A 25785-nucleotide genomic window follows, 5' to 3' on the forward strand; every position below is an offset into this window, starting at 1 on the left:
TCGGAGAGACTTGAACTCTCACACCTCTCGGCGCCAGAACCTAAATCTGGTGCGTCTACCAATTCCGCCACGACCGCTTTACTTTCCTAAAAACTCTTGTCGTTAATAAACATGTGTTTAATAACAAATAGAGTGCTTAGGAAATGGTGGCTACTGCGGGATTTGAACCTGCGACCCCATCATTATGAGTGATGTGCTCTAACCAACTGAGCTAAGTAGCCATTTCCAAATTGTCGTTCATTTCTAGACGTTGCCGCTTCGTTGTGAACGGGGCGCATTATGCGTAGTTGAGCGAAACCCGTCAACTTTTTTTTTGAATAAATCGCGAATAAACATCTGTTCGGTTTCTTTTTAGGCAAAGAGGCGTATTTGTCGACAAAAAACAGGTCTAAAAGGCGATATATATAGGAAGTTAAGTTTCTGGTGAGGGGCAATTTAGAAAGGGGAAAAACAAAAAGGCCAGTGAATTCACTGGCCTTTTTTCTAGATGTTTAATCAGAATTATACGTTGAAGCGGAAGTGAACTACGTCACCATCTTTAACGATGTATTCTTTACCTTCAAGGCGCCATTTACCTGCGTCTTTCGCACCGCTCTCACCGTTAAATTCGATGAAGTGATCGAATCCAACAACTTCAGCACGGATGAAACCTTTCTCGAAGTCTGTGTGGATCTTGCCTGCTGCTTGTGGCGCAGTTGCACCTACAGGGATTGTCCAAGCGCGAACTTCTTTAACGCCAGCTGTGAAGTAAGTTTGAAGAGTCAGTAGTTCGTAACCAGAGCGGATCACTCGGTTAAGACCTGGTTCTTCGATACCCATATCCGCAAGGAACTCTTCGCGATCTTCGTCATCAAGCTCAGAAAGCTCAGATTCGATTGCTGCACAAACAGCAACAACAACGTTGTTTTCGTTTTCTGCGTATTCGCGAACAGCGTCTAGGTATGGGTTATTTTCAAAACCATCTTCTGCAACGTTTGCGATGTACATGGTTGGCTTAAGTGTTAGGAAGTTTAGGTAGCCGATTGCTGCCGCTTCTTCTTTGCCAAGTTCAACAGTACGCGCCATACCACCTTCAGTTAGAACTGGAAGTAGCTTTTCTAGTACAGTGATTTCGAATTTAGCGTCTTTGTCGCCGCCTTTTGCTTTCTTCGCGTTACGTTGAATTGCACGCTCACAGCTATCTAAGTCAGCCAGTGCAAGTTCAAGATTGATCACTTCGATATCTTCGATTGGAGATACTTTGCCAGCAACGTGAACAATGTTTTCATTTTCAAAGCAGCGTACAACGTGACCGATAGCGTCAGTTTCACGGATGTTAGCTAGGAATTTGTTACCAAGACCTTCACCTTTAGATGCGCCAGCAACTAGGCCCGCGATATCTACGAATTCCATTGTCGTTGGAAGGATCTTCTGTGGATTAACAATTTTTGCTAATGCATCTAAGCGTAGATCTGGAACCGGAACGATACCTGTGTTTGGTTCGATCGTACAAAATGGAAAGTTTGCTGCTTCGATGCCTGCTTTAGTCAGTGCGTTAAACAGAGTTGACTTACCAACGTTTGGTAGACCAACGATGCCACATTTAAAACCCATGATATAAACCTTATTCTGCTTTGAACGTATGTAAGCGATTTTGTGCTTTTGGTAGGCCATCTTTTAATAAGATGTCTAGGCTGCGAACCGATTCGTCAACGACGGCCTCGATACACTCTTGCTCTTTTTGAGGAGCTTTGCCTAATACATAACCTGCAACTTTATCTTTGTGTCCTGGATGGCCAATGCCTAATCTAAGACGATAGAATTCTTTATTGTTACCCTGTTTGCTGATGATGTCTTTCAGACCATTATGTCCACCATGACCACCACCTTTTTTAAACTTTCCAATACCAGGAGGCAGATCTAACTCATCGTGAGCGACCATGATCTCTTCTGGTTTAATTTGGTAGAACTTTGCTAAGGCTGCAACTGCTTTGCCTGACAAGTTCATAAAAGTCGTTGGGATCAGCAAACGAAGATCTTCACCGTGAACCATGATACGACCCGTTAGGCCAAAGAACTTTGGTTCGTTCTTTAGTGTCACGTTATGTACACGCGCTAATTCTTCAACTACCCAAGCGCCCGCATTGTGGCGAGTTTTGGCGTATTCTGGACCTGGATTAGCCAGTCCAACGAGAAGTTTTATTTGTTGGCTCAAGGTATGGATCTCTCTTGGGATTTCAAAAAGCGCCGTATGATATCACAGTTTATGAAAAAGGTGCGAGCTAGCTGATAGCTGCGCGATTATTCCTGTTTGTGATAACCAGCAGTGCAATATTACTCAGACATAAAAAAAGCACTTCATTGAATGAAGTGCTTAATGTTTTTCTCTCATGTGTTCCTAAAGCAAAGCTATTGGGCTTTGATTAGTTGAACATCGCTGAGATTGATTCTTCGTTGCTGATACGACGAATCGCTTCAGCAAGCATGCGAGAAAGGCTAAGTGTTGTCACTTTACCCGTCGCAGCCATCTCTGGAGATAGAGAGATAGAATCCGTTACGATAACTTGGTCTAGAACAGAGTTCTTGATGTTGTTCGCAGCAGTACCAGAGAAAACAGCGTGAGTTGCGTAAGCGAATACACGCTTAGCACCGCGCTCTTTAAGCGCTTCAGCTGCTTTACATAGTGTGCCACCCGTATCGATCATGTCATCAACGATAACACAGTCACGGCCTTCAACATCACCGATTAGGTTCATTACTTCAGAAACGTTAGCGCGTGGACGACGCTTATCAACGATAGCGATGTCAACATCACCTAGCGCTTTAGCCGTTGCACGAGCACGTACAACACCACCAAGGTCTGGAGAAACCACTACTGGGTTTTCTAGGCCACGGTTAGCCATGTCTTCTAGAAGAACTGGAGTGCCGAAGATGTTATCAACAGGTACATCGAAGAAGCCTTGGATTTGCTCTGCGTGTAGGTCGATAGTAAGAACGCGGTCAACGCCAACGTTAGAAAGGAAGTCTGCAACAACTTTTGCAGTAATTGGCACACGAGCAGAACGTACACGACGATCTTGACGGGCATAACCGAAGTAAGGGATTACAGCAGTAATACGGCCAGCAGAAGCACGGCGCATTGCGTCAATCATTACCACCAATTCCATAAGGTTGTCATTGGTTGGTGCACAAGTTGATTGAATCAGGAATACATCGCTACCACGAACGTTTTCATTGATTTGAACAGCGACTTCGCCATCAGAAAAACGGTCTACAGTAGCATCGCCAAGAGAGATGTATAGACGATCAGCAATACGTTGGGCTAGTTCAGGTGTTGCGTTACCAGCAAATAGCTTCATATCAGGCACGGTGGAAACCTCGGGTTGCGTCCAGTTTTAAATAGATTGTGGGTGGGCTGATTGGTATTCAGCCAGAGTTTCTTTTAAAGGAGAAATATTTCTTCCTTTCGCTACGAAAGCGGAAACTGTGTCAGGCAGTTGTTCTCGCACCAATTCGGCTTCTTTTTTGCTGTTAAATTCAGCAAAAACGCACGAACCTGTGCCAGTCAATCTCGACGGCGCGTATTGTAGCAGCCATGAAAGTTGCTTATCAACCTCTGGGTACAGCATTCGCACAATTTTTTCGCAATCGTTTACGTATTCTTGCTCTAGAAGCGTTGATAGCGCTCGCTTTGGCGTGTTTCGAGTTAATTCTGAATGTGTGAATATGTCTACAGTTGCTATGCTTACTTGAGGCTTAACCACAAGATACCATTTTTCATCCGGATTAGCGGGCTGTAGCTGTTCTCCAACCCCTTCAGCAAAGGCGGCGTGGCCTCGAACGAAGACAGGAACGTCAGCACCAAGCTTCAAACCGATCTCGGCGAGTTGATCATCGGAGAGGTTGAGTTGCCATAAATAATTCAGAGCGACTAATACGGTTGCTGCATTTGAAGAGCCTCCGCCAATACCGCCACCCATAGGCAGTACTTTCTTGAGTTCAATATCGGCACCGAAAGAGGTTGAGGTATATTGCTGTAGCGCAGTAGCGGCTTTCCAGATCAGGTTGTCTTCAAGTGCTACCCCAGGAATTTCTGGTGTGATTGTTATCGAGTTAGTTTCTGAGTTTGCGGTAACCGTCAGTTCATCACCAAAATCGACAAACTGAAATAAAGTTTGAAGTTCGTGATAGCCATTGTCACGTCGACCAGTGATATAGAGAAATAAATTCAGTTTAGCCGGAGAAGGCCAATGGGTTGGCGTTGTTATCATTTTTTCAGTGTCCACTTCGAAACTACAATGTTGATTTTGTTATTGTCTTGCTTGAATGACAATCGAGTAGGGAGTGGGATTGTCTCTACCTTAGTGTTGTCTTCATCCGATAGTTGCTTATTCGGCACCTCTGTATTGCGATAGTTAGCAAAACTCAGTGTCCATAGTTGGTTGCTGACTTGTTTGGTGAGAGATTCAAGCGTATTGGTGGTGTTCAATTGGTAGCTATCGGCTTGGTCTGGAATGCCAAGAAACCATTGTGGTAGATGATCAATAGGGATCTGTAAGCCTGTCAGTTGCTCAACCAAGACTGAAGCACTCGCATGAGTAAATACTTGATCATCATAGGTCACGACTTTTGCACCTGATGGGTCAATGGTTAGGTTCAATGCCGTTTGACCGAGAAAAGTCGTAAGCCTTAATTTACTTTGATCTGGTGAATGCTTCCAAATGAAATTTAGGCTTTGGCGTTGCTCTGGAGAAATGTAAGCGAGCTTGCCTGAGGCTTGATAGTTGTCTATCTGTAAAAGCCGATCTTGATGACTTTGCCATTCAACGCTGGTTGGTTGTTCTGGGATAGACGAGCAACCCACCATAATTATGGCCATAAAAATAAGATACGTGATTTTGAGAAGCTTGCTCATATTTGCTCACAACTTGTTCAAATTTATCTAAAAAACGCTTCAACTATAGCATTGAATTCACGAAGTCAGGAAAACAAATCCCGCTTGCTCTTTAAATAGAGCCATGCATCAAGTAAAATTCGCCCCTTGTTTCCATTCCCTGATCGAGAACTTCTGATACATGTCTTTGCTTGCCGTAGGTATCAATCACAATACAGCGTCGGTTGAATTGCGAGAAAAAGTCGCTTTTGGTCCAGATAAATTATCTGAGGCACTCAAGCAACTTAACGCAAATGCACACGTAAATGGAAGTGTCATACTTTCTACCTGTAATCGAACTGAATTGTATTGTGACGTCAAAGGCGTGGCAAAAAATAAGCTCATCGATTGGTTGTCAGTTTTCCATCAAGTGAGCCCTGAAGAGCTAAAACCGAGCATTTATATCCATGAAGAGCAGGCGGCGATTAAACATTTAATGCGCGTAGCTTGTGGTTTGGACTCTTTGGTATTGGGTGAACCACAGATCTTGGGTCAGGTGAAGCAAGCTTATACAGACTCGCGAGAGAACAAATCTGTTGATGCTTCAATGGAAAAGCTGTTCCAGAAATCATTCTCTGTCGCGAAGCGTGTTCGAACTGAAACTGAGATCGGCGGAAGCGCGGTTTCGGTTGCTTACGCAGCTTGTACGTTAGCCAAGCACATCTTTGAGTCGATTGCCGATTCAACTGTGTTATTGGTGGGTGCGGGTGAAACCATTGAGTTGGTGGCTAAGCATCTTTCAGCGAATGGCTGTACCAAGATGATTGTGGCTAACCGAACTCGTGAGCGTGCTTTAGGGTTGGCTGAAGAGTTTGGTGCTGAAGTGATCAGCCTCAATGAGATCCCTGATCATCTGCATCGAGCGGATATCGTGATCAGCTCAACCGCAAGTCCGTTACCTATCATTGGTAAAGGCATGGTTGAAACTGCACTGAAAACAAGAAAACATCAACCTATGTTGCTGGTTGATATTGCGGTTCCGCGTGATGTGGAATCTCAGGTTGGTGAATTGAATGACGCCTACCTTTATTCAGTGGATGATCTGCAGTCGATTGTTGATGGCAACATTGAACAACGCAAAGTGGAAGCGATTCAAGCGGAAGCAATAGTTAGCGAAGAAAGTGCAGCATTCATGAGTTGGATGCGTTCACTGCAAGCTGTAGACAGTATTCGTGACTACCGTAAATCGGCCAACGAAATCCGAGAAGAATTATTAAGTAAGAGTTTACAATCACTTGCCGCTGGCGGTGACCCTGAGAAAGTCTTACTTGAGCTAAGTAACAAGCTCACAAACAAATTGATCCATGCTCCAACGCGCGCACTTCAAAGTGCAGCTGAGCAAGGAGAACCTGCAAAATTAATGGTCATTAGACAGAGTTTGGGCTTAGAAAACCCTCAATAATATTAGACCTCCAACAGAATAAGACATTATGAAAGCCTCGATTCTAGTAAAGCTTGAAACACTTGTTGAACGCTATGAAGAAGTTCAACATCTACTTGGTGATCCAGATGTAATCGGGAATCAAGACAAATTCCGTGCACTTTCTAAAGAGTACTCTCAACTAGAAGAAGTGACGGCTTGCTTCCAGTCATACCAGCAAGCTCAAGAAGATCTAGAAGCTGCTGAAGAGATGGCAAACGAAGATGACGCTGAAATGCGTGAAATGGCTCAAGACGAAATCAAAGACGCAAAAGCGGCGATTGAGCGTTTGACTGATGAGCTACAGATTCTTCTGATTCCAAAAGATCCAAACGATGAGCGTAACTGTTTCCTTGAAATCCGTGCAGGCGCGGGTGGTGATGAAGCGGGTATCTTCGCGGGCAACCTGTTCCGTATGTACTCTAAGTTTGCTGAGAAGAAAGGTTGGCGCGTTGAAATCATGAGCAGCAATGCTTCTGAACAAGGCGGCTACAAAGAGATGATCGCTAAGGTTAGTGGCGACGCTGTTTACGGCACCATGAAGTTTGAGTCAGGCGGTCACCGTGTACAACGTGTACCTGAAACCGAATCTCAAGGCCGTGTTCACACGTCAGCATGTACGGTTGCGGTTATGCCGGAAATCCCAGAAGCGGATCTTCCAGAAATCAAAGCGGGCGACCTTAAAATTGATACTTTCCGTGCATCAGGCGCGGGTGGTCAGCACGTTAACACCACGGATTCAGCAATCCGTATTACTCACTTACCAACGGGTACAGTAGTCGAGTGTCAGGACGAGCGTTCTCAGCATAAAAACAAAGCGAAAGCGATGGCTGTTCTTGCTGCTCGTATTGTTCAAGCAGAAGAAGAGCGCCGCGCGGCAGCGGTTTCTGATACACGTCGTAACCTACTAGGTTCGGGTGATCGTAGTGACCGTATTCGTACGTACAACTACCCACAAGGTCGTGTTTCGGATCACCGTATCAACCTTACTATCTACCGTCTTAACGAAGTACTTGAAGGTGACATGCAAAGCTTGCTTGATCCTGTACTTCAAGAGCACCAAGCCGATCAGCTTGCTGCACTTGCAGAGAACAACTAACCAGTATGCAGTCAGCATATACGGTTGAAAGTGCTTTAAAAGCAGCAATCGTAAAGCTTCAAGAGGGTGATAACACATCACCCTCTATTGATGCCGCGGTACTGCTTTGTCACGCCTTAGATAAACCAAGATCTTACCTACTGACTTGGCCTGAGAAGCATCTCACCTCAGAGCAAGAGTCTGAATTCAATGCCCTTCTAAAACGTCGCTTAACCGGTGAGCCTGTGGCTTACATAATTGGTGAGCGTGAGTTTTGGTCACTGCCGTTAAAAGTTTCCCCTTCTACATTAATCCCACGCCCAGATACTGAGCGTTTGGTTGAGGTAGCTTTAGATAAAACCTATGGCAAGCAAGGCGCGATTCTAGATTTAGGGACAGGTACAGGTGCTATCGCGTTAGCACTGGCGTCTGAGATGCCGAATCGACAGGTAACGGGTATTGATCTTCGCCCTGAAGCACAGCAGCTTGCTACAGAGAATGCACAACGTCTCAATATCACCAATGCGACTTTTTTGCACGGTAGTTGGTTTGAGCCTTTGAGCTCTGAAGAAACTGTGAAGTTCTCTCTGATTGTTTCTAACCCGCCATACATTGAGAAGAATGATCCTCATTTGTCTCAAGGCGATGTGCGTTTTGAGCCGATCACAGCACTGGTTGCTGAAGAGAAAGGGCTTGCAGATATCCGATACATTTCTGAAAACGCTCGCGGCTTTTTGGAAAATGAAGGTTGGTTAGCATTTGAACACGGCTATGACCAAGGTTTGGCAGTTCGTGAGATTATGCAGGCGCTCGGTTATCTCGATGTTGTCACAGAGAAAGATTACGGTGGTAATGACCGAGTGACATTGGGTCGTTACTGTTCATAGTTAGTGATTGTTAATCGTCTTGTGAGCAATGGATGATGAACTTGCTAAATTGATACCTTTAACTCGACAATACATTTAACTCGGTAATGCATTTAACGAAGAAATACAGGGCATTAACGGGTATTGTGAGGCTCGTGTTAACGAAAGCACATATAAAAATATAAAGGAATACCATGTACGAAGGTCTAAAACATTTTCACCTATTAACGATTGCGATAAGCGCGCTACTTCTTTCGATTCGTTTCGCTCTTATGATGGCTAACTCACCTAAGCTTAAGCACCCTTTCTTGCAGCGTTTCCCTCATATCAATGACTCGTTGCTATTGCTATCGGGTATTGGCTTGATTTTCATCACTGGTTTTATTCCATTTACACCAGCAGCACCATGGTTAACCGAAAAACTAACTTGTGTTATGGCTTACATCGCATTAGGTTTCTTTGCGCTTAAGCTAGGTAAAAACAAGCTACTGAGAGTATTCTCTTTCTTTGGTGCGCTTGGCTGGTTAGCGATGGCAGGTAAAATCGCAATGACCAAGACACCAACATTTTTCGGTTAATTATCTCCTTATTTCGGTTAACTATCTATGTACGAATTTTTTGATGAAGACTTTGACCAGCTAGAGTTAGCTGAAGGTGCATTGATCTTAAATAAAGCGATTAACCCAGAAACTCAAGACAGTTGGGCAGAGCAAGAGCTGGCGAGATTGTTAAAAGACGCCGAGTTTGCTTTGGTTAATGAAATCGATGAACAGCAGAAGTTTGAATCTTTTATTCGACTATTCTTTTATGAATGGGGCTTTGCTGGCGATAAAGATGCGTATTTTTCTTCGGAAAACGCGTTCATCGATAAAGTGCTTGAGAGAAAGAAAGGCATTCCAGTGAGTCTGGGGGCGATCTTTCTTTTTCTAAGTCGCAAGCTAGGCTTTCCTGTAGAGGGCGTCTCTTTTCCGACTCAATTCTTACTTAAAGTAAGCTGGTACGGGCAAGCTGCAGCCTATATTAATCCTTATAACGGTGAGTACGTTGGCGAACAAACGTTGCGAGCATGGTTAATTGGACATGATGGCCCATTAGCTAAGGTGAAACCTGAGCACCTAGAAGTCGCCGACCACCCAACAATTATTGGTAAGTGGTTAGCCCTGCTCAAGAGTGCACTGCTGCGAGAAGAGCGTTATACACTTGCATTGAAGTGTACTGACCTTGCTTTGACGTTTGTACCTGATGACCCATATGAAATCCGTGACCGTGGTTTTATCTATCAGCAGCTAGACTGTCACCAAGTAGCCGCAACCGATTATCAATATTTTATCGACCAATGCCCAGATGACCCTGCATCTGAGTTACTGAAATCTCAAGTGAACGTCATGAACGAAAAGACAGTGGTTGTTCACTAATTAATAATTATTTAGAGAGAATATGATGGAACAGAAAACAGTTCACATTGGCGATATGCCAATTGCTAACGACAAGCCATTTACGCTATTTGCAGGCATGAACGTTCTTGAATCTCGCGATCTTGCTATGCAGATCTGTGAGCACTATGTAAAAGTAACCGAGAAGCTGGGCATCCCTTACGTATTTAAGGCGTCTTTTGATAAAGCGAACCGCAGCTCAGTTCATTCATACCGTGGTCCAGGTATGGAAGAAGGTCTTAAAATCTTCCAAGAGCTGAAAGACACTTTCGGCGTGAAGATCATTACTGATATCCACACAGAAGCTCAAGCTCAGCCTGTTGCGGATGTGGTTGATGTAATCCAACTACCTGCATTCCTAGCTCGTCAAACAGATCTTGTTGAAGCAATGGCTAAGACTGGCGCAGTAATCAACGTGAAGAAGCCTCAGTTCATGAGCCCGAACCAAGTTGGCAACATCGTTGATAAGTTCGCTGAGTGCGGTAACGACAACATCATCCTTTGTGAGCGTGGCGCTTGCATGGGTTACGATAACCTAGTAGTTGATATGCTTGGCTTTGGCGTAATGAAGAAGTCTTCAAACGGTAGTCCAATTATCTTTGACGTGACGCACTCTCTACAAATGCGTGACCCATCAGGTGCAGCATCTGGCGGTCGCCGTGAGCAAACGGTTGAACTTGCTAAAGCTGGCCTGGCGACAGGTATTGCGGGTCTGTTCATTGAAGCTCACCCGAACCCAGACCAAGCTCGTTGTGATGGCCCATCTGCGCTACCTCTAGACAAACTAGAGCCGTTCTTGAAGCAGATGAAAGCACTTGATGACCTTATCAAAGGCTTTGAGCACATCGATATTAAATAATTGAACTGCATATAATTAACAGCCGGCGCAAACGCCGGCTTTTTTGTACCTATCGGTCAGCGAGTTGCGGTTTAGTTGATACTTTCAAACCAGTTAGCCTACCAATTGCTATGTTATAACGTATCAATTAAAGCTTTGATAAATAGAATAAATTTAACGAAGGTCACTTTTCGGGGATGTTGAATTGAGCCAATCACAAATAATCTAAAAAATTATGAAAACGTTTGCCTGTGATCACTTATTTGCTCAAATGCAACTTTGCCGCTTTGTTACACACTCGATAGGAGATTAAGGTGATCTATCCTACATAAATATGAAATCACTCTGTTAGGTTTACCGTCTTAATTTAAACTACTTCATGTTTTACTAACTTATAACGATGTTTCCTTAGCGGACATTTGTTGAGTTTGAGTGATAAAAAAGCAGTGGATTTCCCTAAAAAGTTCAAAGGTATGACAATGAAGCAACGCCTTATTCTAAAGACAGCACTAAGTGCTGCAATTCTAGCTACTCTAGCTGGGTGTGCGTCTCAATCAGCTCATGATTGGAACCAAGACGAAACTTACAAGCTAACGATTCTTCACACAAACGATAACCATGGTCGTTTCTGGCAGAATAAATACGGCGAATACGGCATGTCTGCACGTAAAACGCTAGTTGACCAACTTCGTTCAGAAGTTGAAGCAGAAGGCGGTAGCGTGTTGCTTCTATCTGGCGGTGACATCAACACGGGTGTTCCAGAGTCAGACCTTCAGGACGCAGAACCTGATTTTAAAGGTATGAACAAAATTGGTTACGATGCAATGGCATTGGGTAACCACGAGTTTGATAACTCTTTAGACGTACTAGAAAAGCAGATCGATTGGGCTAATTTCCCGATGCTATCTGCGAACATCTACGATAAAGCGACAGGCGAACGTAAGTTCCAAGCTTACGAGATGTTCGAAAAGCAAGGCATCAAGATTGCGGTTATTGGTTTAACAACGGAAGATACCCAAAAGATTGGTAACCCTGAATTTATCGCAGGCATCGACTTCCGTGATCCTAAAGAAGAAGCGAAGAAGCTAATCGCTGAACTTAAAGAAACAGAAAAACCGGATCTAATTTTTGCTGTGACTCATATGGGTCACTACGAAAATGGCCAACGTGGTGTTAACGCACCGGGTGATGTCGCACTTGCTCGTTACCTAAATGAAGGCGATCTAGACATGATCGTTGGTGGTCACTCTCAAGAGCCTGTATGTATGGAAGGCCCTAACGTTGCGAAGAAAAACTTCAAGCCGGGTGATGAGTGTAAGCCTGACGTACAGAACGGTACCTACATCGTTCAAGCTCATGAGTGGGGCAAGTACGTAGGTCGTGCTGACTACGAATTCCGTAATGGCGAGCTAGAGATGGTGAGCTACGATCTGATTCCAGTTAACCTTAAGAAGAAAGTTAAGATTGACGGTAAGAAGCAACGTGTTCTTATTCAAGATGAAATCGCACAAGACCCAGAGCTACTTGAATTCCTACGTCCTTTCCAAGAGCAAGGTCAAGCACAGCTAGAAGTTCAAATCGCAGAGACAAATGGCAAGCTTGAAGGCGATCGTAACGTCGTTCGCTTCCAACAGACCAACCTAGGTCGCTTAATTGCGACTTCTCACATGGAGCGTGCAAAAGCAGACTTCGCTGTGATGAACTCTGGTGGCGTTCGTGACTCAATTGAAGCTGGTAATGTTACTTACAAAGACGTACTAACAGTACAACCTTTTGCAAACATCCTGACTTACACAGACATGACGGGTAAAGAAGTTCTAGATTACCTAAATGTAGTGGCGACTAAACCAATCGATTCTGGTGCTTACGCTCAGTTTGCTGGTATCTCAATGACAGTAGCAAACGGTGAAGTATCGAATGTATTCATCGGTGGCAAACAGCTTCGTCTAGACGAAACATACCGTTTCACAGTACCAAGCTTTAACGCTGCTGGTGGTGACGGTTACCCTAAACTATCTGACCACCCAGGTTACGTAAATACTGGTTTTGTTGATGCTGAAGTATTGAAAGAGTACCTAGAAGCAAACAGCCCGGTTGACGTGAACAAGTACGCGCCTTCAGATCAAATGGTTTACAAGTAATTGAATCCAAGCAATTGTATCAATAGGTGCTAAATTAGATTGACTCTAGCACCATGATAAATTTAACTAAAGCGACGCTTCGGCGTCGCTTTTTGTTTATCTATCGTTTGGATTTGTTATGACCCCTGCAATCAATCTCGCCAAGAAAAAGAAAATCGCTCATAGCGTGCATCAGTATCATCATGATGCGAATAATACGAACTATGGTTTAGAAGCCGTTGAAGCGCTTGGTCAAGATCCCAAACGTGTATTCAAAACGCTGTTGTTCTGCTTGAATGGTGTGGCGAAAGATTTGGCTGTTGCCGTTATTCCTGTCGACCAGAAGCTAAACCTAAAACTGGCAGCAAAAGCGGCGAAAGGCAAAAAAGCAGAGATGGCTGATCCTGAGATTGCTCAGAAAACCACGGGTTATGTCGTGGGGGGAATTAGTCCGCTTGGACAGAAGAAAGCACTGCCTACCTTCGTTCATTCTACTGCGACAGATTTTGAAACGATATGTGTGAGTGCAGGTAAGCGTGGGCTAGAGATTGAATTAGACCCAAAAGACTTAACACTGCTGACTCGCGGCCAGTTTGCCGATCTATGTTTATAGATTGTCGTCGTCATGACGATAAAACTATCGAATGACCAACAAAAACGCCCTCTAGACTAATCTAGCGGGCGTTTTTATATCGAGTGTCTCGTCTTATTGACTCTGACTACTTCTTCAGACCTAAAGTACCACCAACACGCTTTGGTGCAGGTTTGTTCGGTCTGTTTGAATCTTGGCTGCGATTTGCCGGTTTACCACTTCTACGATCGGTATTATCGCGATCTGTGCGATTGCGATCCGAACGGTTTCTATCTGAATTAGAACGCTCTGAACGAGAGTTCGATTTCCAGTTCTCGGTATTACCACCGCTTTCACTGTTCGATGAATTGCGGCCACGCTTTGAGTTAGGAGCATGACGGAATTCATCCGCATTGTTACCGCGGTAAGTGCGAGTACGGTTCTCGTTTTGATTACGGCGCGCTGTTGAAGCTTGGTTCTCTTCACGGCTATCAAAAAGTTTCGCGTCAGTCGCTTTACGAATGCGTTGACCTTTCGCGTTCATTTTTGACGCATCTTCCGTACTTACTGAGCCTTCACACATCGCTAAAATTTCAGTGATCTCTTCGTCGCTCAGGTAGCGCCATTTGCCGTTAGGAATACCGTCTAGTGAGATATTCATAATACGAACACGACGCAGTTTAAAAACTTCATAACCGAGCGCTTCACACATACGGCGAATTTGGCGGTTAAGGCCTTGTGTTAGCGTAATTCGGAATGAGAATTTGGTCTCTTTCTCTACTTTACATGGCAAAGTGACTGTATCGAGAATGTGAACGCCAGCGCCCATTTGCTTCAAGAATTCCGTCGTAATCGGCTTATCTACACGCACCACGTATTCTTTCTCGTGGTTGTTACCTGCACGTAGGATCTTGTTTACGATGTCGCCGTCATTGGTTAAGAAGATAAGGCCATCAGAAGGCTTATCTAGACGACCAATCGGGAAAATACGTTTGTGGTGGCCGATAAAGTCGACGATGTTGCCAGGAATATCACGCTCAGTCGTACAGGTGATACCTGTTGGTTTATTAAGAGCAATGTAAATAGGCTTCTCTTTTGAGCGAACAGGCTTATTGTCGATCTCAACATCATCACCTGGCAAGACTTTAGTACCCATTTCAGGGATCTTACCGTTAATAGTAACTCGGCCTGCATCAATGAGCTTATCGGCTTCGCGGCGTGAGCAAAAACCAGTTTCACTGATGTATTTATTAAGGCGTTTAGCTTGGGATTCTTGTGACATGATATTCTCTTAGCGTTTCACAACGGAAATATAGATAAACAAAAAGCAACCTTTGGATAGTTGCTTTGAGTTGGAATTCGTTAACTGAGGCAATTTTAGCACTTGGCGTGAGTCTAGGCACGAAATATCGATCTTGATGCAAAATCGTTACTAGTCCATTTATCTATCTCAACTTATTAACTGGTGCGTTTTTGATGGCGCTCTCTGTTCTCTAGCTTTTTCTCATTACTCTTTCTGAGCATTACGTAGACTGCGCCAGTACCACCATGAAATTGCTGTGCAGAATGAACACATTGAACGTCGTTGATTTGCGTGAGCCAATTTGCCACGTAACTTTTCATCATTGCTGGTGGATTCGAACGCTCACCCTTACCGTGAACAATGATGACAGTACGAACATCCATTCTTAAACACTGACGCAAAAATGAAAGCACTTCGTTACGTGCGTCTTTCAGTGTTTTCCTATGAAGGTCGAGCTTGGCTTGAATAGGGTATTTGCCTAGGCGCAGCTTTTTGTATACGCCTTCTTGTACACCGTCTTTTTTATAAGCAACGACATCGTCTGGCTTGATCATTGGCGAGTAATCTAACGATAAGTAGTCTTTCTCGTCGTCAGACAGCCACATAGCGGCTTCACGCTTAGCAAGGTGAGATTCGGTGACTCGGTGTACTTTCTGGTGTTCAGCGGTGTCATGGTCGATACGTTTAACATCGCCCATCATTTCTTGGAATAGATCTAAGTCGTCATCATGAGACATAGTGTGTATCTCAAGTTGGGGAAGGATAGGGTAAGTATACCTAAGTTGAGGCTGGGTTTAAAAATGAAAAAACCGGAGAAGACAATAAGTCTGCTCCGGTGCAAAGCGTTTTGACACTTACTTATAAAGTAAAAGAATACTTAAAAGTAAATGATTTAGGCTGAGCGATTCTAGTGAGGAGATTTTTCAGTCATAACTTTGTAGATGAAGAAGCCTCCATAAAACATCATGAGACCCAGAGCCCCGAAGATTACTATCATTGAAGATAGTCCCACCGCATTACCAAATAGGAGATCTAGCCAAAAGTCCATGTGTATACCTCAAAGTTATATGACACGGGTTAGTGTATTAACTGGTGTTATCAATTCACTGATCTGGATCAATCCTGTTTCATAAGTTAAATACTTGTTGGTAACTGTGTGTTTTTCGTCACATCAAGCCTGTTGTTGTATGTCTTTTGTTCGAACGATTCGAATTCACAATAAATATGAGAAAAAGCGCTTGCGGATAAATTTAGAATCCGTATTATACGCTCCATCGACAGGCAATCAGTCAGTTAGATATCTCGGTGAATAGCGCAGCTTGGTAGCGCATCTGGTTTGGGACCAGAGGGTCGGGGGTTCGAATCCCTCTTCACCGACCATATTAAAGAAAGCCGTAGCACTCTCTGTAATAGAAGGGGCTACGGCTTTTTTGCATTTTAACCCTTTTGTTTCGATTTGGATTGGAACCAGAGGGTGGGGGCTGGTGCGCCAGTCCGATGGAAGCCCAGCCGCGTCGAATCCCTGCTTCACCGACCACATTAAGAAAGCCTGCTCATTGAGCAGGCTTTCGTCGTTTCAGGGCATGGGAAATGGGATTAGAACCTAGGTGGGGTTCGCCTGATGTTCAAAATAAGCTCTTCACCGGCCATATTAAAGAAAGCCGTAGTACTCTTTGTAATAGAAGGGGCTACGTTTTTTTTGCGTTCTGGTATATGTGTCACTCACTAGAGTGGCGAATGAGTGAGTAGAAAATCTATTGTTGTTCTAAACACCTTGTTTAGAGACAAGGATTGACCCAATAAGCCCGTCCCAAAATTATTTACTTAACATCGCACGTAATATCTTTTATTGGTGTTTCCGAGGTAACAAAACAAACATACGCTTCCGCTGGCTTGTTAGGGCCTATTCGAATGTAACCTGCCTTTACTTCATCTTCATCAAACGTCACCGAGTGAGAGCTTCCCGTTTGGTTGTCGTAAAAGTTAGCTTCAAAATTGCTGTTCATTTGGCTTGCGATACGGTTTCGTGTTGTCGATGTTGTGAACGTAATATTGGCGCAGCGCATCGGTGGTTTCTCAGTAATCAAAAACTGCCCGCTTTCTTTATCTAATACACCGCCTTTGGTATCCGGTTGTATGTCTATCGCCTGAAACTGTTCGATGGTGCATGTTTCTTTGGCTGAGGCTATTGAGGGCATCAGCATCGTGAGGGCTAAAGGGAAAGCAAAAAGTACTGGTTTCATTAGAACAACGCCATAGGTAAAAAGAGCGAAAGATAATAGCACTGCAATGGTGCTATTAAATGTAAAGATTCTGTTATTAAGGAAATGCTTTTATAACGAAAACAAAATGAGGTGAGTATTGTTAGCCTTTTGGGCTAGCCTCAAATTGACATTGGGCTGGTTGGCTTTGTGATTGCTGGATGACACTGAAGCCTTTCTTTTTTAATAACTGTATAAGGTTACCTTCTCCAATTAGGTGCAAGGTGCCAACTACTATCAAGTAGTTCCCTTTAGACTTAAGTTTCCAATTATTGGCGGATAGCTTGTTTGCCCAGTCTATGTTGCGATCGGTTAAGAATGCTTTCTCAAGTTCAGGAGACATCTCTGATAGCTCTGCGAAGGCTTCCAGCTTCGCTAAATCGCCCGCTTTCCAGCTTTCAATCAGGCAATGAACCACACGATCAGTTTGGTCAAATTCTTCTAGGCTACTGACTAACCATTCCTTACCGTCATCCTTTTGTTTTGTCATCAGGTCTATTTGGAATTGTAGTGGCTCTAAACTGATAACCGGAACATCTTGGATAGTCGCTTTGTAAGCTAGCATCGCATCAACGCCGCCGGCGGAGCCATAACCAAGGTTTTTTAGCTGCTGCATCTGTATCGAAAGAGAAGTCGCCCAAGGCGGTGAGCTAAGCAGTTGTTGCGTCGGCATGTCCAATGATTTTGAGATGTCGGTTAATAATTGCAGCTGTTCTTCATTGAGTACATCGGCAGTTGTGAGTTTGTTGTGGGGATATACAACGCCATCAGACTTTCTGATATCCGTTTCGATAACTAACCCATCACTGTTTTTTAGCGCGTCGGTGATCGCCGAAGGAAGTGGGTACATACTCTCGTCCCCAACGTGCACAGAACCTAAGATAGTGAGTGTCAGATCATCCTTTTTTGTTTGCCAATAAAGGGGCTCTGCGACCGCTTGCCTAGCTGAAAAAGCGAGAACGAATAAAACCATGTACCAGAGTGGACGCAAAGGGAGCTCCTTAAGGAAGTATTAAACTCGTTAAAATCGATTTTGACGGTGTTTTTTAACGGTTTTTTTTGAGAACGATGTCACGTTGTTTGTACGAAAAGTATAACAACCCGAACACACTCTTAAACCTTTCTCTGTATCAACGACACGATTTTATGAAATCCTTTAAAAAGATTGTGATTCAATTCTCAATTTTTACGTCAAAATAAAACTGACGGAAGTGCCGTTAATTCTAACTTGATGATTTTTATATAATTAATTTTATCGTTGTTTTTGAGATTTGAAGCTGATCACTTTATTCGCTTGATTTAATTCACGGTAAAAAATAAGCCCATATAGTTTAGCTAACTTTCGAAGCGCTCCAATTTGCTTCTTACTCAATTTTTAAATTTATGGGTGAATACGATGTTGAAGAGAAACTTACTATCTGTAGCGGTACTGGCTGGTTTGGCGGGTTGTGCTGTAACACAAGCACCAGAGCAAAAGGTGGTTAATGCACTGGCTGATAACCTTGATGTGCAATACGAAATCTTGACGAACCACGGTGCAAACGAAGGCATGGCTTGCCAGGACTTAGGCGCAGAGTGGGCGTCATGTAATAAAGTGAACATGACGCTAACTAACGATGGTGAAGCGATTGATTCAAAAGATTGGACCATCTACTTCCACAGTATTCGCCTTATCTTAGATGTTGATAATGAGCAGTTTAAAATCACTCGCGTAACCGGCGACTTACACAAGCTAGAACCAACAGAAAAGTTCGATGGTTTTGCAGCGGGTGAAGAAGTGATTCTTCCATTAACCAGTGAATACTGGCAACTGTTTGAAACCGACTTTATGCCAGGTGCATTTGTAACGGCACCAAACGCAGAACCTAAGATGATTGCTTCATTGAATACGGAAGATGTCGCGTCGTTCGTAACAGGTTTAGAAGGAAACAACCTAAAGCGTACGCCTGATGACAACAACGTAATGGCGACTGCTGTTACGCGTTTCGAAAAGAATGCGGATCTAGCAACGCAAGACGTATCAACCACTTTACTACCAACGCCTTTGTCGGTAGAAGCCGGTGAAGGTTCAGTTAGCATTGCTGGTGGTATTGCCCTGCCTAAAGACGCATTCGACGCTGAGCAATTCGCAGCAATTGAAGAACGTGCAGATGTGGTAAACGTAGATGTGAGTGGCGACCTACCTGTGAGTGTCGCTGTTGTTCCTACTCAGTTTACGGGTGATTTAGCGAAATCTGGCGCTTATGAACTAAGCATCTCGGAAGAGGGGATTGCAATTAAAGCGTTTGATAAAACAGGCGCTTTCTACGCAGTTCAGTCTATTTTTGGCCTAATAGACAGTCAGAATGCTGAATCATTACCACAACTGTCGATCCAAGATGCGCCACGCTTTGATTACCGTGGTGTGATGGTGGATGTTGCTCGAAACTTCCATTCAAAAGATGCCATCCTAGCAACACTAGATCAAATGGCAGCCTACAAGATGAACAAACTGCACCTTCACTTAACGGATGATGAAGGTTGGCGTTTAGAAATCCCAGGTTTACCAGAGTTAACGGATGTAGGGTCTAATCGTTGTTTCGATTTGGAAGAGCAAAGCTGTTTACTGCCTCAGCTAGGTTCAGGTCCAACAACAGATAACTTTGGCTCTGGTTTCTTTAGTAAAGCGGATTACGTCGAGATCTTAAGCTACGCAAAAGCGCGCAGCATCGAAGTTATCCCAGAGATTGATATGCCAGCACACGCTCGTTCTGCTGTGGTATCAATGGAAGCTCGTTACACTCGCCTAATGGCGGAAGGTAAAGAAGCGGAAGCAAATGAATACCGCTTGATGGATCCACAAGATACATCGAACGTAACCACGGTTCAGTTCTACGATAAGCAAAGCTTCATTAACCCATGTATGGAATCGTCGACTCACTTTGTTGATAAAGTGATCTCTGAAGTGGCAGCAATGCACCAAGAAGCGGGTGTTCCGCTAACGACTTGGCACTTTGGTGGCGATGAAGCGAAAAACATTAAGTTAGGCGCTGGCTTACAAGATATTAATGCAGAAGACAAAGTGGCATGGAAAGGAAACATTGATTTATCTAAGCAAGATAAGCCGTTCCAACAGTCTCCACAATGTCAGAAATTAATTGCTGACGGTACAGTAAGCGATTTCGGTCACCTGCCAAGCCATTTTGCAGAAGAGGTGTCTAAGATTGTTGCTGATAAGGGCATTCCACACTTCCAAGCGTGGCAAGATGGCCTGAAATACAGCGAAGGTGAAGAAGCATTTGCAACAGAAAGTACGCGCGTTAACTTCTGGGATGTTCTTTACTGGGGCGGTACTTCATCAGTTTACGACTGGTCTGCGAAAGGTTATGACGTAATTGTTTCTAACCCAGATTACGTATACATGGATATGCCATACGAAGTAGACGCAGCAGAACGTGGTTACTACTGGGCAACGCGTGCAACAGATACTCGTAAGATGTTTGGCTTTGCTCCAGAGAACATGCCACAAAACGCAGAAACGTCATTAGACCGTGACGGCAATGGCTTCAGCGGTAAAGGTGAGATTGAAGCGAAACCTTTCTACGGTTTGTCAGCTCAGCTTTGGTCTGAAACAGTACGTACCGACGAGCAGTATGAATACATGGTATTCCCACGCGTTCTTGCTGCAGCTGAGCGTGCATGGCACCGAGCGGATTGGGAAAACGACTACAAAGTGGGCGTTGAGTACTCTCAAGATACTGACTTAGTGAATAAGCAGGCTCTAAACAGTGACTTTAATCGTTTCGCGAATATTGTTGGCCAACGTGAACTGGCTAAGCTTGAAAAAGCGGGTATTGATTACCGACTGCCAGTTCCGGGTGCAAAAGTGGTTGATGGCAAGCTTGCAATGAACGTTCAATTCCCAGGCGTAGAGCTTCAATACTCAGCTGATGGTGAAAACTGGCTAACGTATGATGAGCAACAACGTCCATCGGTTTCTGGCGAAACTTACATCCGCTCTATCTCTGAAAGTGGCGAGAAAGTAAGTCGAGTGACTTCGGTAGAATAATCGATAAGCAACATTAATAGAAAAGCTCCCTAGCTATTGTCTTATTTAGATAAAAGTGGGAGCTTTTTTTTCGTCCAAACTAAGTTAGGCACTTCTCTTAAGCTGAAACATATAGAAATACTCTTTGTTTATATCGTCAACAATGCACATAAGGTGAGTTCCATCGCAAAAGTGACGCGCTTCTCATTATTCTCTTCAAAAAATAAGTCCTCCATAAAAAACTCTAAATCAAGTGTGATTGAACTAACTCATTCTAATTTCGCGACGTGAAATAATGTGATCTGGATCTGTGCGTTTTTTCGTCCTGAGTTTTTTATCAATTTTTATGTTTTTAAGTGTATGATTTTAAAGCATTAAATAACTTGTTCTTTTTTGATAGTGAGAGAGATCACTCTGCCCATTCTTTTATTTTTAAACGCGAATTAATTCGAGCAACATAGATTTCATGCCAGGGAGGCTACCAACTACTCAAGCGGTGAAGGTGAATGATGTACCGAAGATGTGCCGCTGAAAAAATTAAACTAAGGCAGTTTACTATGAAAAAAATTATCGCTCTAAGTGCTCTTTCTCTTGCTTTCGCTTCTAGTGCTTTTGCTGGTTCTTCTTACGTAACGGGTAACATCCAAATTCACGATGACGGCCGTATCCACGGTTCTGACATGACTTCTACGCTAGAAGCTGGTCACACGTTTGACAACTCTCTAGGCGGTTTCACGGTTTACACTGAGTTTGACGGCATCCAATTGGGTGACCTTCAAGGTTTAACTCCAGCAGAGCAAGGTCCAAATGCAGACGGCTCTATGCCAGATGCGTCTACAGGTCAAGCAAACGCGTTTATTACTGTTGGTGGCGAGCAAGCTTTCAACATCACTGACAACCTATGGGTTGCTGCGGGTTACCAGCATGTATTCTCTGCAGGCGAGAGCATTCAGTTCCGTCCATTAGTTAAGATCGGTTACAACTTCGACAACGGCATCTCTATTAGTAACCGTACTCGTGCACACATCGATGATACTTCAGCTAATGCTGACACAGACTACCGCATGGATAACCGCATTGCTTACACAGTGAATGCTGATTTAGCGCTTAGCTACAACAACGTTTACATGATTGACGCTGAAGCGATGGACCACGAGTTACGTGCAACATGGACTCGTCAAGGTGTTCAACCTTACTTTGAGTTCCGTAGCCAAGCTAACGGTGTAGATTTCGCAAACGGCGCTTCTAAGCAGAACAACGCATTCGTATTCGGTGCTTCTTACGGCTTCTAAGCTGATTCACTTGGCTGCTTAGTCGCTTAGATTATTAGCCGAGTGAACTTCTTTGTTAAATAGCTTTGTTGTTGAATAACTTCTTAGTTAATTAGCGAAGGGAACATAGCGGTACTAACAGCCCGGTTGGTGCCGCGACAAGATTTGCTTTACTGTCCAAAAGCAAAGAGCCTAGCAAGTAAACCACAGTCTTGGGTTTACTAAATGCTAGGCTCTATTTTTATGACTTCTTTTTTATAGTTGTGTGTTGGTCTGTTTAGGTTCTATTTCCCGTTGTAGTGACGGTATTCAAACACCTGACCTTTTTCATTAAACGCATACACAGAATACTCGTCTTTCTTATCGCCATACTCCATGCCTGGCGAACCCATAGGCATGCCCGGAACCGCTAAACCAATCGCATTACGTGGTGGGTTTTCTAGAAAGGCTTTAATGTCATCTGCTGGAATGTGTCCTTCAAATACGTAACCGTCGATCTCTGCAGTGTGGCAAGAGGCTAGCTCTTGTGTTACCCCTAGTTTCTGCTTGATTGGGTTCATATCATCGTGGAGTTTCTCAGTAACATCGAACCCAGCATCTCGCATATGTTCAGTCCATTCTGTGCAGCAGCCGCAGTATGGAGATTTGTGGTTTAGAACATCAGTAGCTAAAGCTTGTCCTGAGATTGCAGCGAGTGCAGTAAGAGTCATAATTTTACGAATCATGGTTAACCTCATGAATATGGTTGTTATTAATATTAGAATGAGTTGGTTTGAACAATCTCAGCCTGTTGGCATTGCTTACTACCGTAATTGACGACATCGCCATCGCTGCCCCTGCAACTACAGGGCTAAGCAGAAATCCGAAAAATGGGTAAAGTACACCGGCCGCGATGGGAATACCAAGCGAGTTGTAGATAAAGGCACCAAATAGGTTTTGCTTCATATTTCTCACAGTCGCTTGAGATAGCTCGATCGCGTAGCTTACTGATAATGGCGATGAGTTGAGTAGCGTCATTTGCGCACTTTCAATCGCGACATCACTGCCACTGCCCATTGCGATTCCTATATCTGCTTGAGCAAGAGCGGGTGCATCGTTAATGCCGTCTCCGACCATCGCAACACTCTTATATTGCTGTTGAAGCTGAACAATATGTTGAGCTTTCTGCTCTGGAAGCACTTCCGAGATAACCTCGCCGATACCGACGCTTTTACCTATTGCTTGAGCCACAGAGTCGTTGTCGCCTGTTAATAGCACAGTGTGAATTCCGGCGGATTTTAGTTGAGCTATCGCCTGTTTGCTATCTATTTTTAACGCGTCTGAAATGCCCAATATGCCTTCCAGTTTTTGGTCAATAACAATGAAAATAGGTGTCCACGCTTGCGAGCGGCAAAGCTCGATGAAATCCGCGCCAATTTCTGTATTGATATCTAATTGGGTGAGGTATTTAAGCGAGCCAACTTGCACGTTCTTTCCGTTAATTGTAGCTTGAACCCCAAGCCCTCGTTGGTTTTCAAATTCGCTGTGTGGGAGTACTGAAACTTCCAAGCTCTCTGCATATTGGCACACGGCTTTGGCGAGTGGGTGCTCAGACCCAACTTCTACTGAATAAGCATAAGCCAGTAGTTCTTGCTCCGTTAGATTAGCGTAAAAGGCCTGTTGAACGCTTGGTTTGCCTTGGGTCAATGTCCCTGTTTTGTCAAACACAACAGCATCGATTTTGCTGGCAGACTGCAATACATCCGCATCTTTAATAAGAACGCCAAACTCAGCCGCTTTACCTACGCCAACAGTAATCGAAAGCGGTGTGGCTAGGCCTAATGCACATGGACAAGCGATGATCAGCACTGTGGTTGATACCACTAACATGTAACTGGCGCTTGGTTGTGGGCCTACAAAAAACCAAATTAGGGCGGCGACCGCTGCGATTGCGACCACAACCGGAACAAAAACGGCTGAGATAGAATCGGCAAGCTTGGCGATTGCTGGTTTACTGCTTTGCGCTTGGCGAACCATTTGAATGATTCTAGCCAGCATGGTGCTTGATCCAATCCCAGTCGCTTCAATAATTAAACTACCATCACCATTAATGGTGCCCGCAGAAACGCCATCATTAGTTGATTTAACGTTGGGAAGTGGTTCACCGGTCAGCATCGACTCATCGATATAAGATTCACCTGAGACTACGACACCATCAACCGGCACTTTTTCTCCGGGTTTCACTCGTACTTGCATGCCTACCTGAATGGCTTCTACTGCGATGGTTTGTTCTTTGCCATCGACGATAACTACCGCTTTTTGAGGCTGTAAGTTAATCAATGCCTGTAAAGATTTTGTGGTACGCGCTTTGGCTTTGGCTTCAATGTAGTGACCCAAAGATATAAGGCCGACAATCATCGCACTGGCTTCGAAGTAGACATGGCGCGATGGTTCTGGGAACCATGATGGAATCAGCACAACCAACATTGAATAGAACCATGCCGCCCCTGTACCTAGAGCGACTAAGGTATCCATGGTTGCACGTTTGTGCATCAGTGACTGCCAAGCATTCGTGAAGAAGCTGCGACCTGAGGTTGCAAGCAGTATCAAACAAACAACACCAACCAAGCCCCAAGCCAGTTGTTCGTTAAATGTGGCAATGGTCATGCTGCCACCGAACACGCCCCATGCCATCAACGGAGCACCGATCACCAACGCACTTACTGAGTTTCTAAGGAAGGCCTGTTGAGTACGAAGTTGCTGTTCTTGTTGTTTTTGCTGTTGAGTCGCCGCGTCATCAACAAACTCCGCGCCATAACCGGCAACTTTCACCGATTCTATTAGAGCGTTTTCAATGATGTCTCTTGTTTGAGAGGTGAAAACCAAGGCTGTCTGCTCAGCGAGGTTGATCTGTGCTTGGTCGACAAACTCATTCTTTTTCAGTGCTTTCTCTACCGAAGACACACAACTCGCACACGTCATTCCCTCAAGAACAAGGTGATAGGTATATTGGCTAGCTGTGGTTTTATCTTCAGTATCTTCAATCTTTTTATCTGCTTGTTCGTTTTCTGAATCTGATAAAAGGTTATTGGCTTCAGAGTAGGGAGCTGCGTGATAACCCACACTTTCGACCAGGTCAATAAGCTCGGATTCTTCAAGTAGAGTCACCAACGACAATTCATCTTTGGTGACTTCCAGATTTGAGGCTTGCTCGGTTTGTTGAAGCGCTTGAGTTAGCTTGTTCACGCACTTACCACAGCTGAGCCCTGATAATGAAAGGTGCAGCGAATTACCCATTGAATAACCAAGGGTTGCTAACTGTTCATTGAGCTCAACATAACTAAAAGGCGTCGAAATATCGATGTACGTCGGCGATATGTCATTGATCGTCGTATTGTCGAGATCATCAAACAGTGTGCGAACTTTCTTCGCACACCCCAAGCAATTTAGGCCGTTGAGCGCAGTTGTGTAATGGTTCATATCGATACTCCAATTCTCATCTAGCCCTAACATAAACCTTCCCGTAAGGGTAAGGTCAAACATAAATTCAAGAATTTAATATTTGTTGGAATATTGAGTGATGGAATGGATGAGATTTATCGCGAGCGTGGCGAGAATTTATCTTTTTAGAGCGCATGACATGGACTTGAGCTATTGGTTTTCTCCTTCTACGATAGCTTTCGTACAAGATCAGCACATTAATCAT

Annotated in this window: 22 protein-coding genes and 2 tRNA genes; 11 read left to right on the forward strand and 13 right to left on the reverse strand. The window is 44.1% G+C overall.

Translation table 11 applies throughout. The features are described 5' to 3' along the window. Positions 1 to 144 precede the first annotated feature (144 nt). The 6 genes from MSG34_RS10060 to lolB all read right to left on the reverse strand — a co-directional run bounded on the left by MSG34_RS10060 (position 145) and on the right by lolB (position 4894). Positions 145 to 221 (reverse strand) — tRNA-Met (locus MSG34_RS10060). Positions 222 to 501: 280 nt separating this feature from the next. Next, positions 502 to 1593: a redox-regulated ATPase YchF gene (gene ychF / locus MSG34_RS10065; protein ID WP_010439159.1), complete on the reverse strand. Its 1092-nt coding sequence runs from the start codon at positions 1591 to 1593 to the stop codon at positions 502 to 504. A gap of 10 nt (positions 1594 to 1603) precedes the next feature. Next, positions 1604 to 2194 carry an aminoacyl-tRNA hydrolase gene (gene pth / locus MSG34_RS10070; protein ID WP_004739815.1) on the reverse strand — a complete coding sequence of 197 codons (591 nt, stop codon included), beginning with the start codon at positions 2192 to 2194 and terminating at the stop codon, positions 1604 to 1606. 208 nt (positions 2195 to 2402) lie between these two features. Next, a complete protein-coding gene (locus tag MSG34_RS10075) occupies positions 2403 to 3347 on the reverse strand; it encodes a ribose-phosphate pyrophosphokinase (RefSeq protein WP_004739814.1) in 945 nt (314 codons plus the stop codon). Between the two features lie 27 nt (positions 3348 to 3374). After that, positions 3375 to 4250: a 4-(cytidine 5'-diphospho)-2-C-methyl-D-erythritol kinase gene (gene ispE / locus MSG34_RS10080; protein ID WP_050620629.1), complete on the reverse strand. Its 876-nt coding sequence runs from the start codon at positions 4248 to 4250 to the stop codon at positions 3375 to 3377. After that, complete coding sequence (gene lolB, locus MSG34_RS10085) at positions 4247 to 4894, reverse strand: lipoprotein insertase outer membrane protein LolB (RefSeq protein WP_248337268.1); 648 nt, start codon at positions 4892 to 4894, stop codon at positions 4247 to 4249. Before lolB ends, ispE begins: the two co-directional genes overlap by 4 nt. Before the next feature lie 160 nt (positions 4895 to 5054). Between lolB and hemA the strand changes: the two genes are divergently transcribed. The 8 genes from hemA to ybaK all read left to right on the forward strand — a co-directional run bounded on the left by hemA (position 5055) and on the right by ybaK (position 13280). Further along, the gene (gene hemA, locus MSG34_RS10090; RefSeq protein ID WP_248337270.1) at positions 5055 to 6314 is read left to right on the forward strand and encodes a glutamyl-tRNA reductase; all 1260 of its coding nucleotides are present in this window, start codon (positions 5055 to 5057) and stop codon (positions 6312 to 6314) included. 28 nt (positions 6315 to 6342) lie between these two features. After that, a complete protein-coding gene (gene prfA, locus MSG34_RS10095) occupies positions 6343 to 7431 on the forward strand; it encodes a peptide chain release factor 1 (RefSeq protein WP_019821589.1) in 1089 nt (362 codons plus the stop codon). Between the two features lie 5 nt (positions 7432 to 7436). Next, the gene (gene prmC, locus MSG34_RS10100) at positions 7437 to 8297 is read left to right on the forward strand and encodes a peptide chain release factor N(5)-glutamine methyltransferase (RefSeq protein ID WP_065675631.1); all 861 of its coding nucleotides are present in this window, start codon (positions 7437 to 7439) and stop codon (positions 8295 to 8297) included. Between the two features lie 173 nt (positions 8298 to 8470). Continuing rightward, positions 8471 to 8854 carry a SirB2 family protein gene (locus tag MSG34_RS10105; RefSeq protein ID WP_009848726.1) on the forward strand — a complete coding sequence of 128 codons (384 nt, stop codon included), beginning with the start codon at positions 8471 to 8473 and terminating at the stop codon, positions 8852 to 8854. Between the two features lie 27 nt (positions 8855 to 8881). After that, entirely contained in the window at positions 8882 to 9691 is an 810-nt protein-coding gene (locus MSG34_RS10110) for a SirB1 family protein (protein WP_048615697.1), read from the forward strand. Positions 9692 to 9713: 22 nt separating this feature from the next. Next, positions 9714 to 10568, forward strand: coding sequence for a 3-deoxy-8-phosphooctulonate synthase (kdsA, locus tag MSG34_RS10115; protein WP_017069619.1), 855 nt, complete (start codon positions 9714 to 9716; stop codon positions 10566 to 10568). 458 nt (positions 10569 to 11026) lie between these two features. Further along, the gene (ushA, locus tag MSG34_RS10120) at positions 11027 to 12688 is read left to right on the forward strand and encodes a bifunctional UDP-sugar hydrolase/5'-nucleotidase UshA (protein ID WP_248337272.1); all 1662 of its coding nucleotides are present in this window, start codon (positions 11027 to 11029) and stop codon (positions 12686 to 12688) included. A 118-nt stretch (positions 12689 to 12806) separates the two neighbouring features. After that, on the forward strand, positions 12807 to 13280 hold the full coding sequence (gene ybaK, locus MSG34_RS10125; RefSeq protein ID WP_086774113.1) for a Cys-tRNA(Pro) deacylase: 474 nt from the start codon (positions 12807 to 12809) through the stop codon (positions 13278 to 13280). Positions 13281 to 13386: 106 nt separating this feature from the next. Here the strand turns inward: ybaK and rluF are convergent, their stop codons facing one another. The 3 genes from rluF to MSG34_RS10140 all read right to left on the reverse strand — a co-directional run bounded on the left by rluF (position 13387) and on the right by MSG34_RS10140 (position 15589). Further along, complete coding sequence (gene rluF / locus MSG34_RS10130; RefSeq protein WP_248337274.1) at positions 13387 to 14520, reverse strand: 23S rRNA pseudouridine(2604) synthase RluF; 1134 nt, start codon at positions 14518 to 14520, stop codon at positions 13387 to 13389. Positions 14521 to 14696: 176 nt separating this feature from the next. Then, positions 14697 to 15278 carry a DNA endonuclease SmrA gene (gene smrA / locus MSG34_RS10135; protein WP_017062320.1) on the reverse strand — a complete coding sequence of 194 codons (582 nt, stop codon included), beginning with the start codon at positions 15276 to 15278 and terminating at the stop codon, positions 14697 to 14699. Between the two features lie 170 nt (positions 15279 to 15448). Then, positions 15449 to 15589, reverse strand: coding sequence for a DUF3149 domain-containing protein (locus MSG34_RS10140; RefSeq protein WP_017062321.1), 141 nt, complete (start codon positions 15587 to 15589; stop codon positions 15449 to 15451). A gap of 255 nt (positions 15590 to 15844) precedes the next feature. Between MSG34_RS10140 and MSG34_RS10145 the strand changes: the two genes are divergently transcribed. After that, positions 15845 to 15921 (forward strand) — tRNA-Pro (locus tag MSG34_RS10145). Between the two features lie 440 nt (positions 15922 to 16361). Here the strand turns inward: MSG34_RS10145 and MSG34_RS10150 are convergent. Beyond that, entirely contained in the window at positions 16362 to 16784 is a 423-nt protein-coding gene (locus tag MSG34_RS10150; protein WP_048615705.1) for a hypothetical protein, read from the reverse strand. A 121-nt stretch (positions 16785 to 16905) separates the two neighbouring features. Next, positions 16906 to 17793, reverse strand: a complete 888-nt coding sequence (locus tag MSG34_RS10155; protein ID WP_248337276.1) for a TraB/GumN family protein — start codon at positions 17791 to 17793, stop codon at positions 16906 to 16908. Positions 17794 to 18198: 405 nt separating this feature from the next. Here MSG34_RS10155 and MSG34_RS10160 point away from each other — a divergent pair, with 405 nt between their 5' ends. Next, complete coding sequence (locus tag MSG34_RS10160) at positions 18199 to 20850, forward strand: beta-N-acetylhexosaminidase (protein ID WP_248337278.1); 2652 nt, start codon at positions 18199 to 18201, stop codon at positions 20848 to 20850. Between the two features lie 536 nt (positions 20851 to 21386). Beyond that, on the forward strand, positions 21387 to 22121 hold the full coding sequence (locus MSG34_RS10165) for an oligogalacturonate-specific porin KdgM family protein (RefSeq protein WP_248337280.1): 735 nt from the start codon (positions 21387 to 21389) through the stop codon (positions 22119 to 22121). A gap of 263 nt (positions 22122 to 22384) precedes the next feature. Here the strand turns inward: MSG34_RS10165 and MSG34_RS10170 are convergent, their stop codons facing one another. Next, positions 22385 to 22825, reverse strand: coding sequence for a DUF411 domain-containing protein (locus tag MSG34_RS10170; protein ID WP_017060536.1), 441 nt, complete (start codon positions 22823 to 22825; stop codon positions 22385 to 22387). Continuing rightward, on the reverse strand, positions 22815 to 25622 hold the full coding sequence (locus MSG34_RS10175) for a heavy metal translocating P-type ATPase (RefSeq protein ID WP_248337282.1): 2808 nt from the start codon (positions 25620 to 25622) through the stop codon (positions 22815 to 22817). Before MSG34_RS10175 ends, MSG34_RS10170 begins: the two co-directional genes overlap by 11 nt. Positions 25623 to 25785: the final 163 nt, after the last annotated feature.

It is taken from the genome of Vibrio sp. 1CM2L (assembly GCF_023161695.1).
Lineage (GTDB): Bacteria > Pseudomonadota > Gammaproteobacteria > Enterobacterales > Vibrionaceae > Vibrio > Vibrio coralliirubri.

Bases quoted from the DNA above. Each gene is read 5' to 3' on its own strand.
- ychF (WP_010439159.1), bottom strand. From the start codon at position 1,593: ATGGGTTTTAAATGTGGCATCGTTGGTCTACCAAACGTTGGTAAGTCA.
- ispE (WP_050620629.1), bottom strand. From the start codon at position 4,250: ATGATAACAACGCCAACCCATTGGCCTTCTCCGGCTAAACTGAATTTA.
- lolB (WP_248337268.1), bottom strand. From the start codon at position 4,894: ATGAGCAAGCTTCTCAAAATCACGTATCTTATTTTTATGGCCATAATT.
- hemA (WP_248337270.1), top strand. From the start codon at position 5,055: ATGTCTTTGCTTGCCGTAGGTATCAATCACAATACAGCGTCGGTTGAA.
- prfA (WP_019821589.1), top strand. From the start codon at position 6,343: ATGAAAGCCTCGATTCTAGTAAAGCTTGAAACACTTGTTGAACGCTAT.
- prmC (WP_065675631.1), top strand. From the start codon at position 7,437: ATGCAGTCAGCATATACGGTTGAAAGTGCTTTAAAAGCAGCAATCGTA.
- MSG34_RS10105 (WP_009848726.1), top strand. From the start codon at position 8,471: ATGTACGAAGGTCTAAAACATTTTCACCTATTAACGATTGCGATAAGC.
- MSG34_RS10110 (WP_048615697.1), top strand. From the start codon at position 8,882: ATGTACGAATTTTTTGATGAAGACTTTGACCAGCTAGAGTTAGCTGAA.
- kdsA (WP_017069619.1), top strand. From the start codon at position 9,714: ATGATGGAACAGAAAACAGTTCACATTGGCGATATGCCAATTGCTAAC.
- ushA (WP_248337272.1), top strand. From the start codon at position 11,027: ATGAAGCAACGCCTTATTCTAAAGACAGCACTAAGTGCTGCAATTCTA.
- ybaK (WP_086774113.1), top strand. From the start codon at position 12,807: ATGACCCCTGCAATCAATCTCGCCAAGAAAAAGAAAATCGCTCATAGC.
- rluF (WP_248337274.1), bottom strand. From the start codon at position 14,520: ATGTCACAAGAATCCCAAGCTAAACGCCTTAATAAATACATCAGTGAA.
- smrA (WP_017062320.1), bottom strand. From the start codon at position 15,278: ATGTCTCATGATGACGACTTAGATCTATTCCAAGAAATGATGGGCGAT.
- MSG34_RS10140 (WP_017062321.1), bottom strand. From the start codon at position 15,589: ATGGACTTTTGGCTAGATCTCCTATTTGGTAATGCGGTGGGACTATCT.
- MSG34_RS10150 (WP_048615705.1), bottom strand. From the start codon at position 16,784: ATGAAACCAGTACTTTTTGCTTTCCCTTTAGCCCTCACGATGCTGATG.
- MSG34_RS10160 (WP_248337278.1), top strand. From the start codon at position 18,199: ATGTTGAAGAGAAACTTACTATCTGTAGCGGTACTGGCTGGTTTGGCG.
- MSG34_RS10165 (WP_248337280.1), top strand. From the start codon at position 21,387: ATGAAAAAAATTATCGCTCTAAGTGCTCTTTCTCTTGCTTTCGCTTCT.
- MSG34_RS10170 (WP_017060536.1), bottom strand. From the start codon at position 22,825: ATGATTCGTAAAATTATGACTCTTACTGCACTCGCTGCAATCTCAGGA.
- MSG34_RS10175 (WP_248337282.1), bottom strand. From the start codon at position 25,622: ATGTTTGACCTTACCCTTACGGGAAGGTTTATGTTAGGGCTAGATGAG.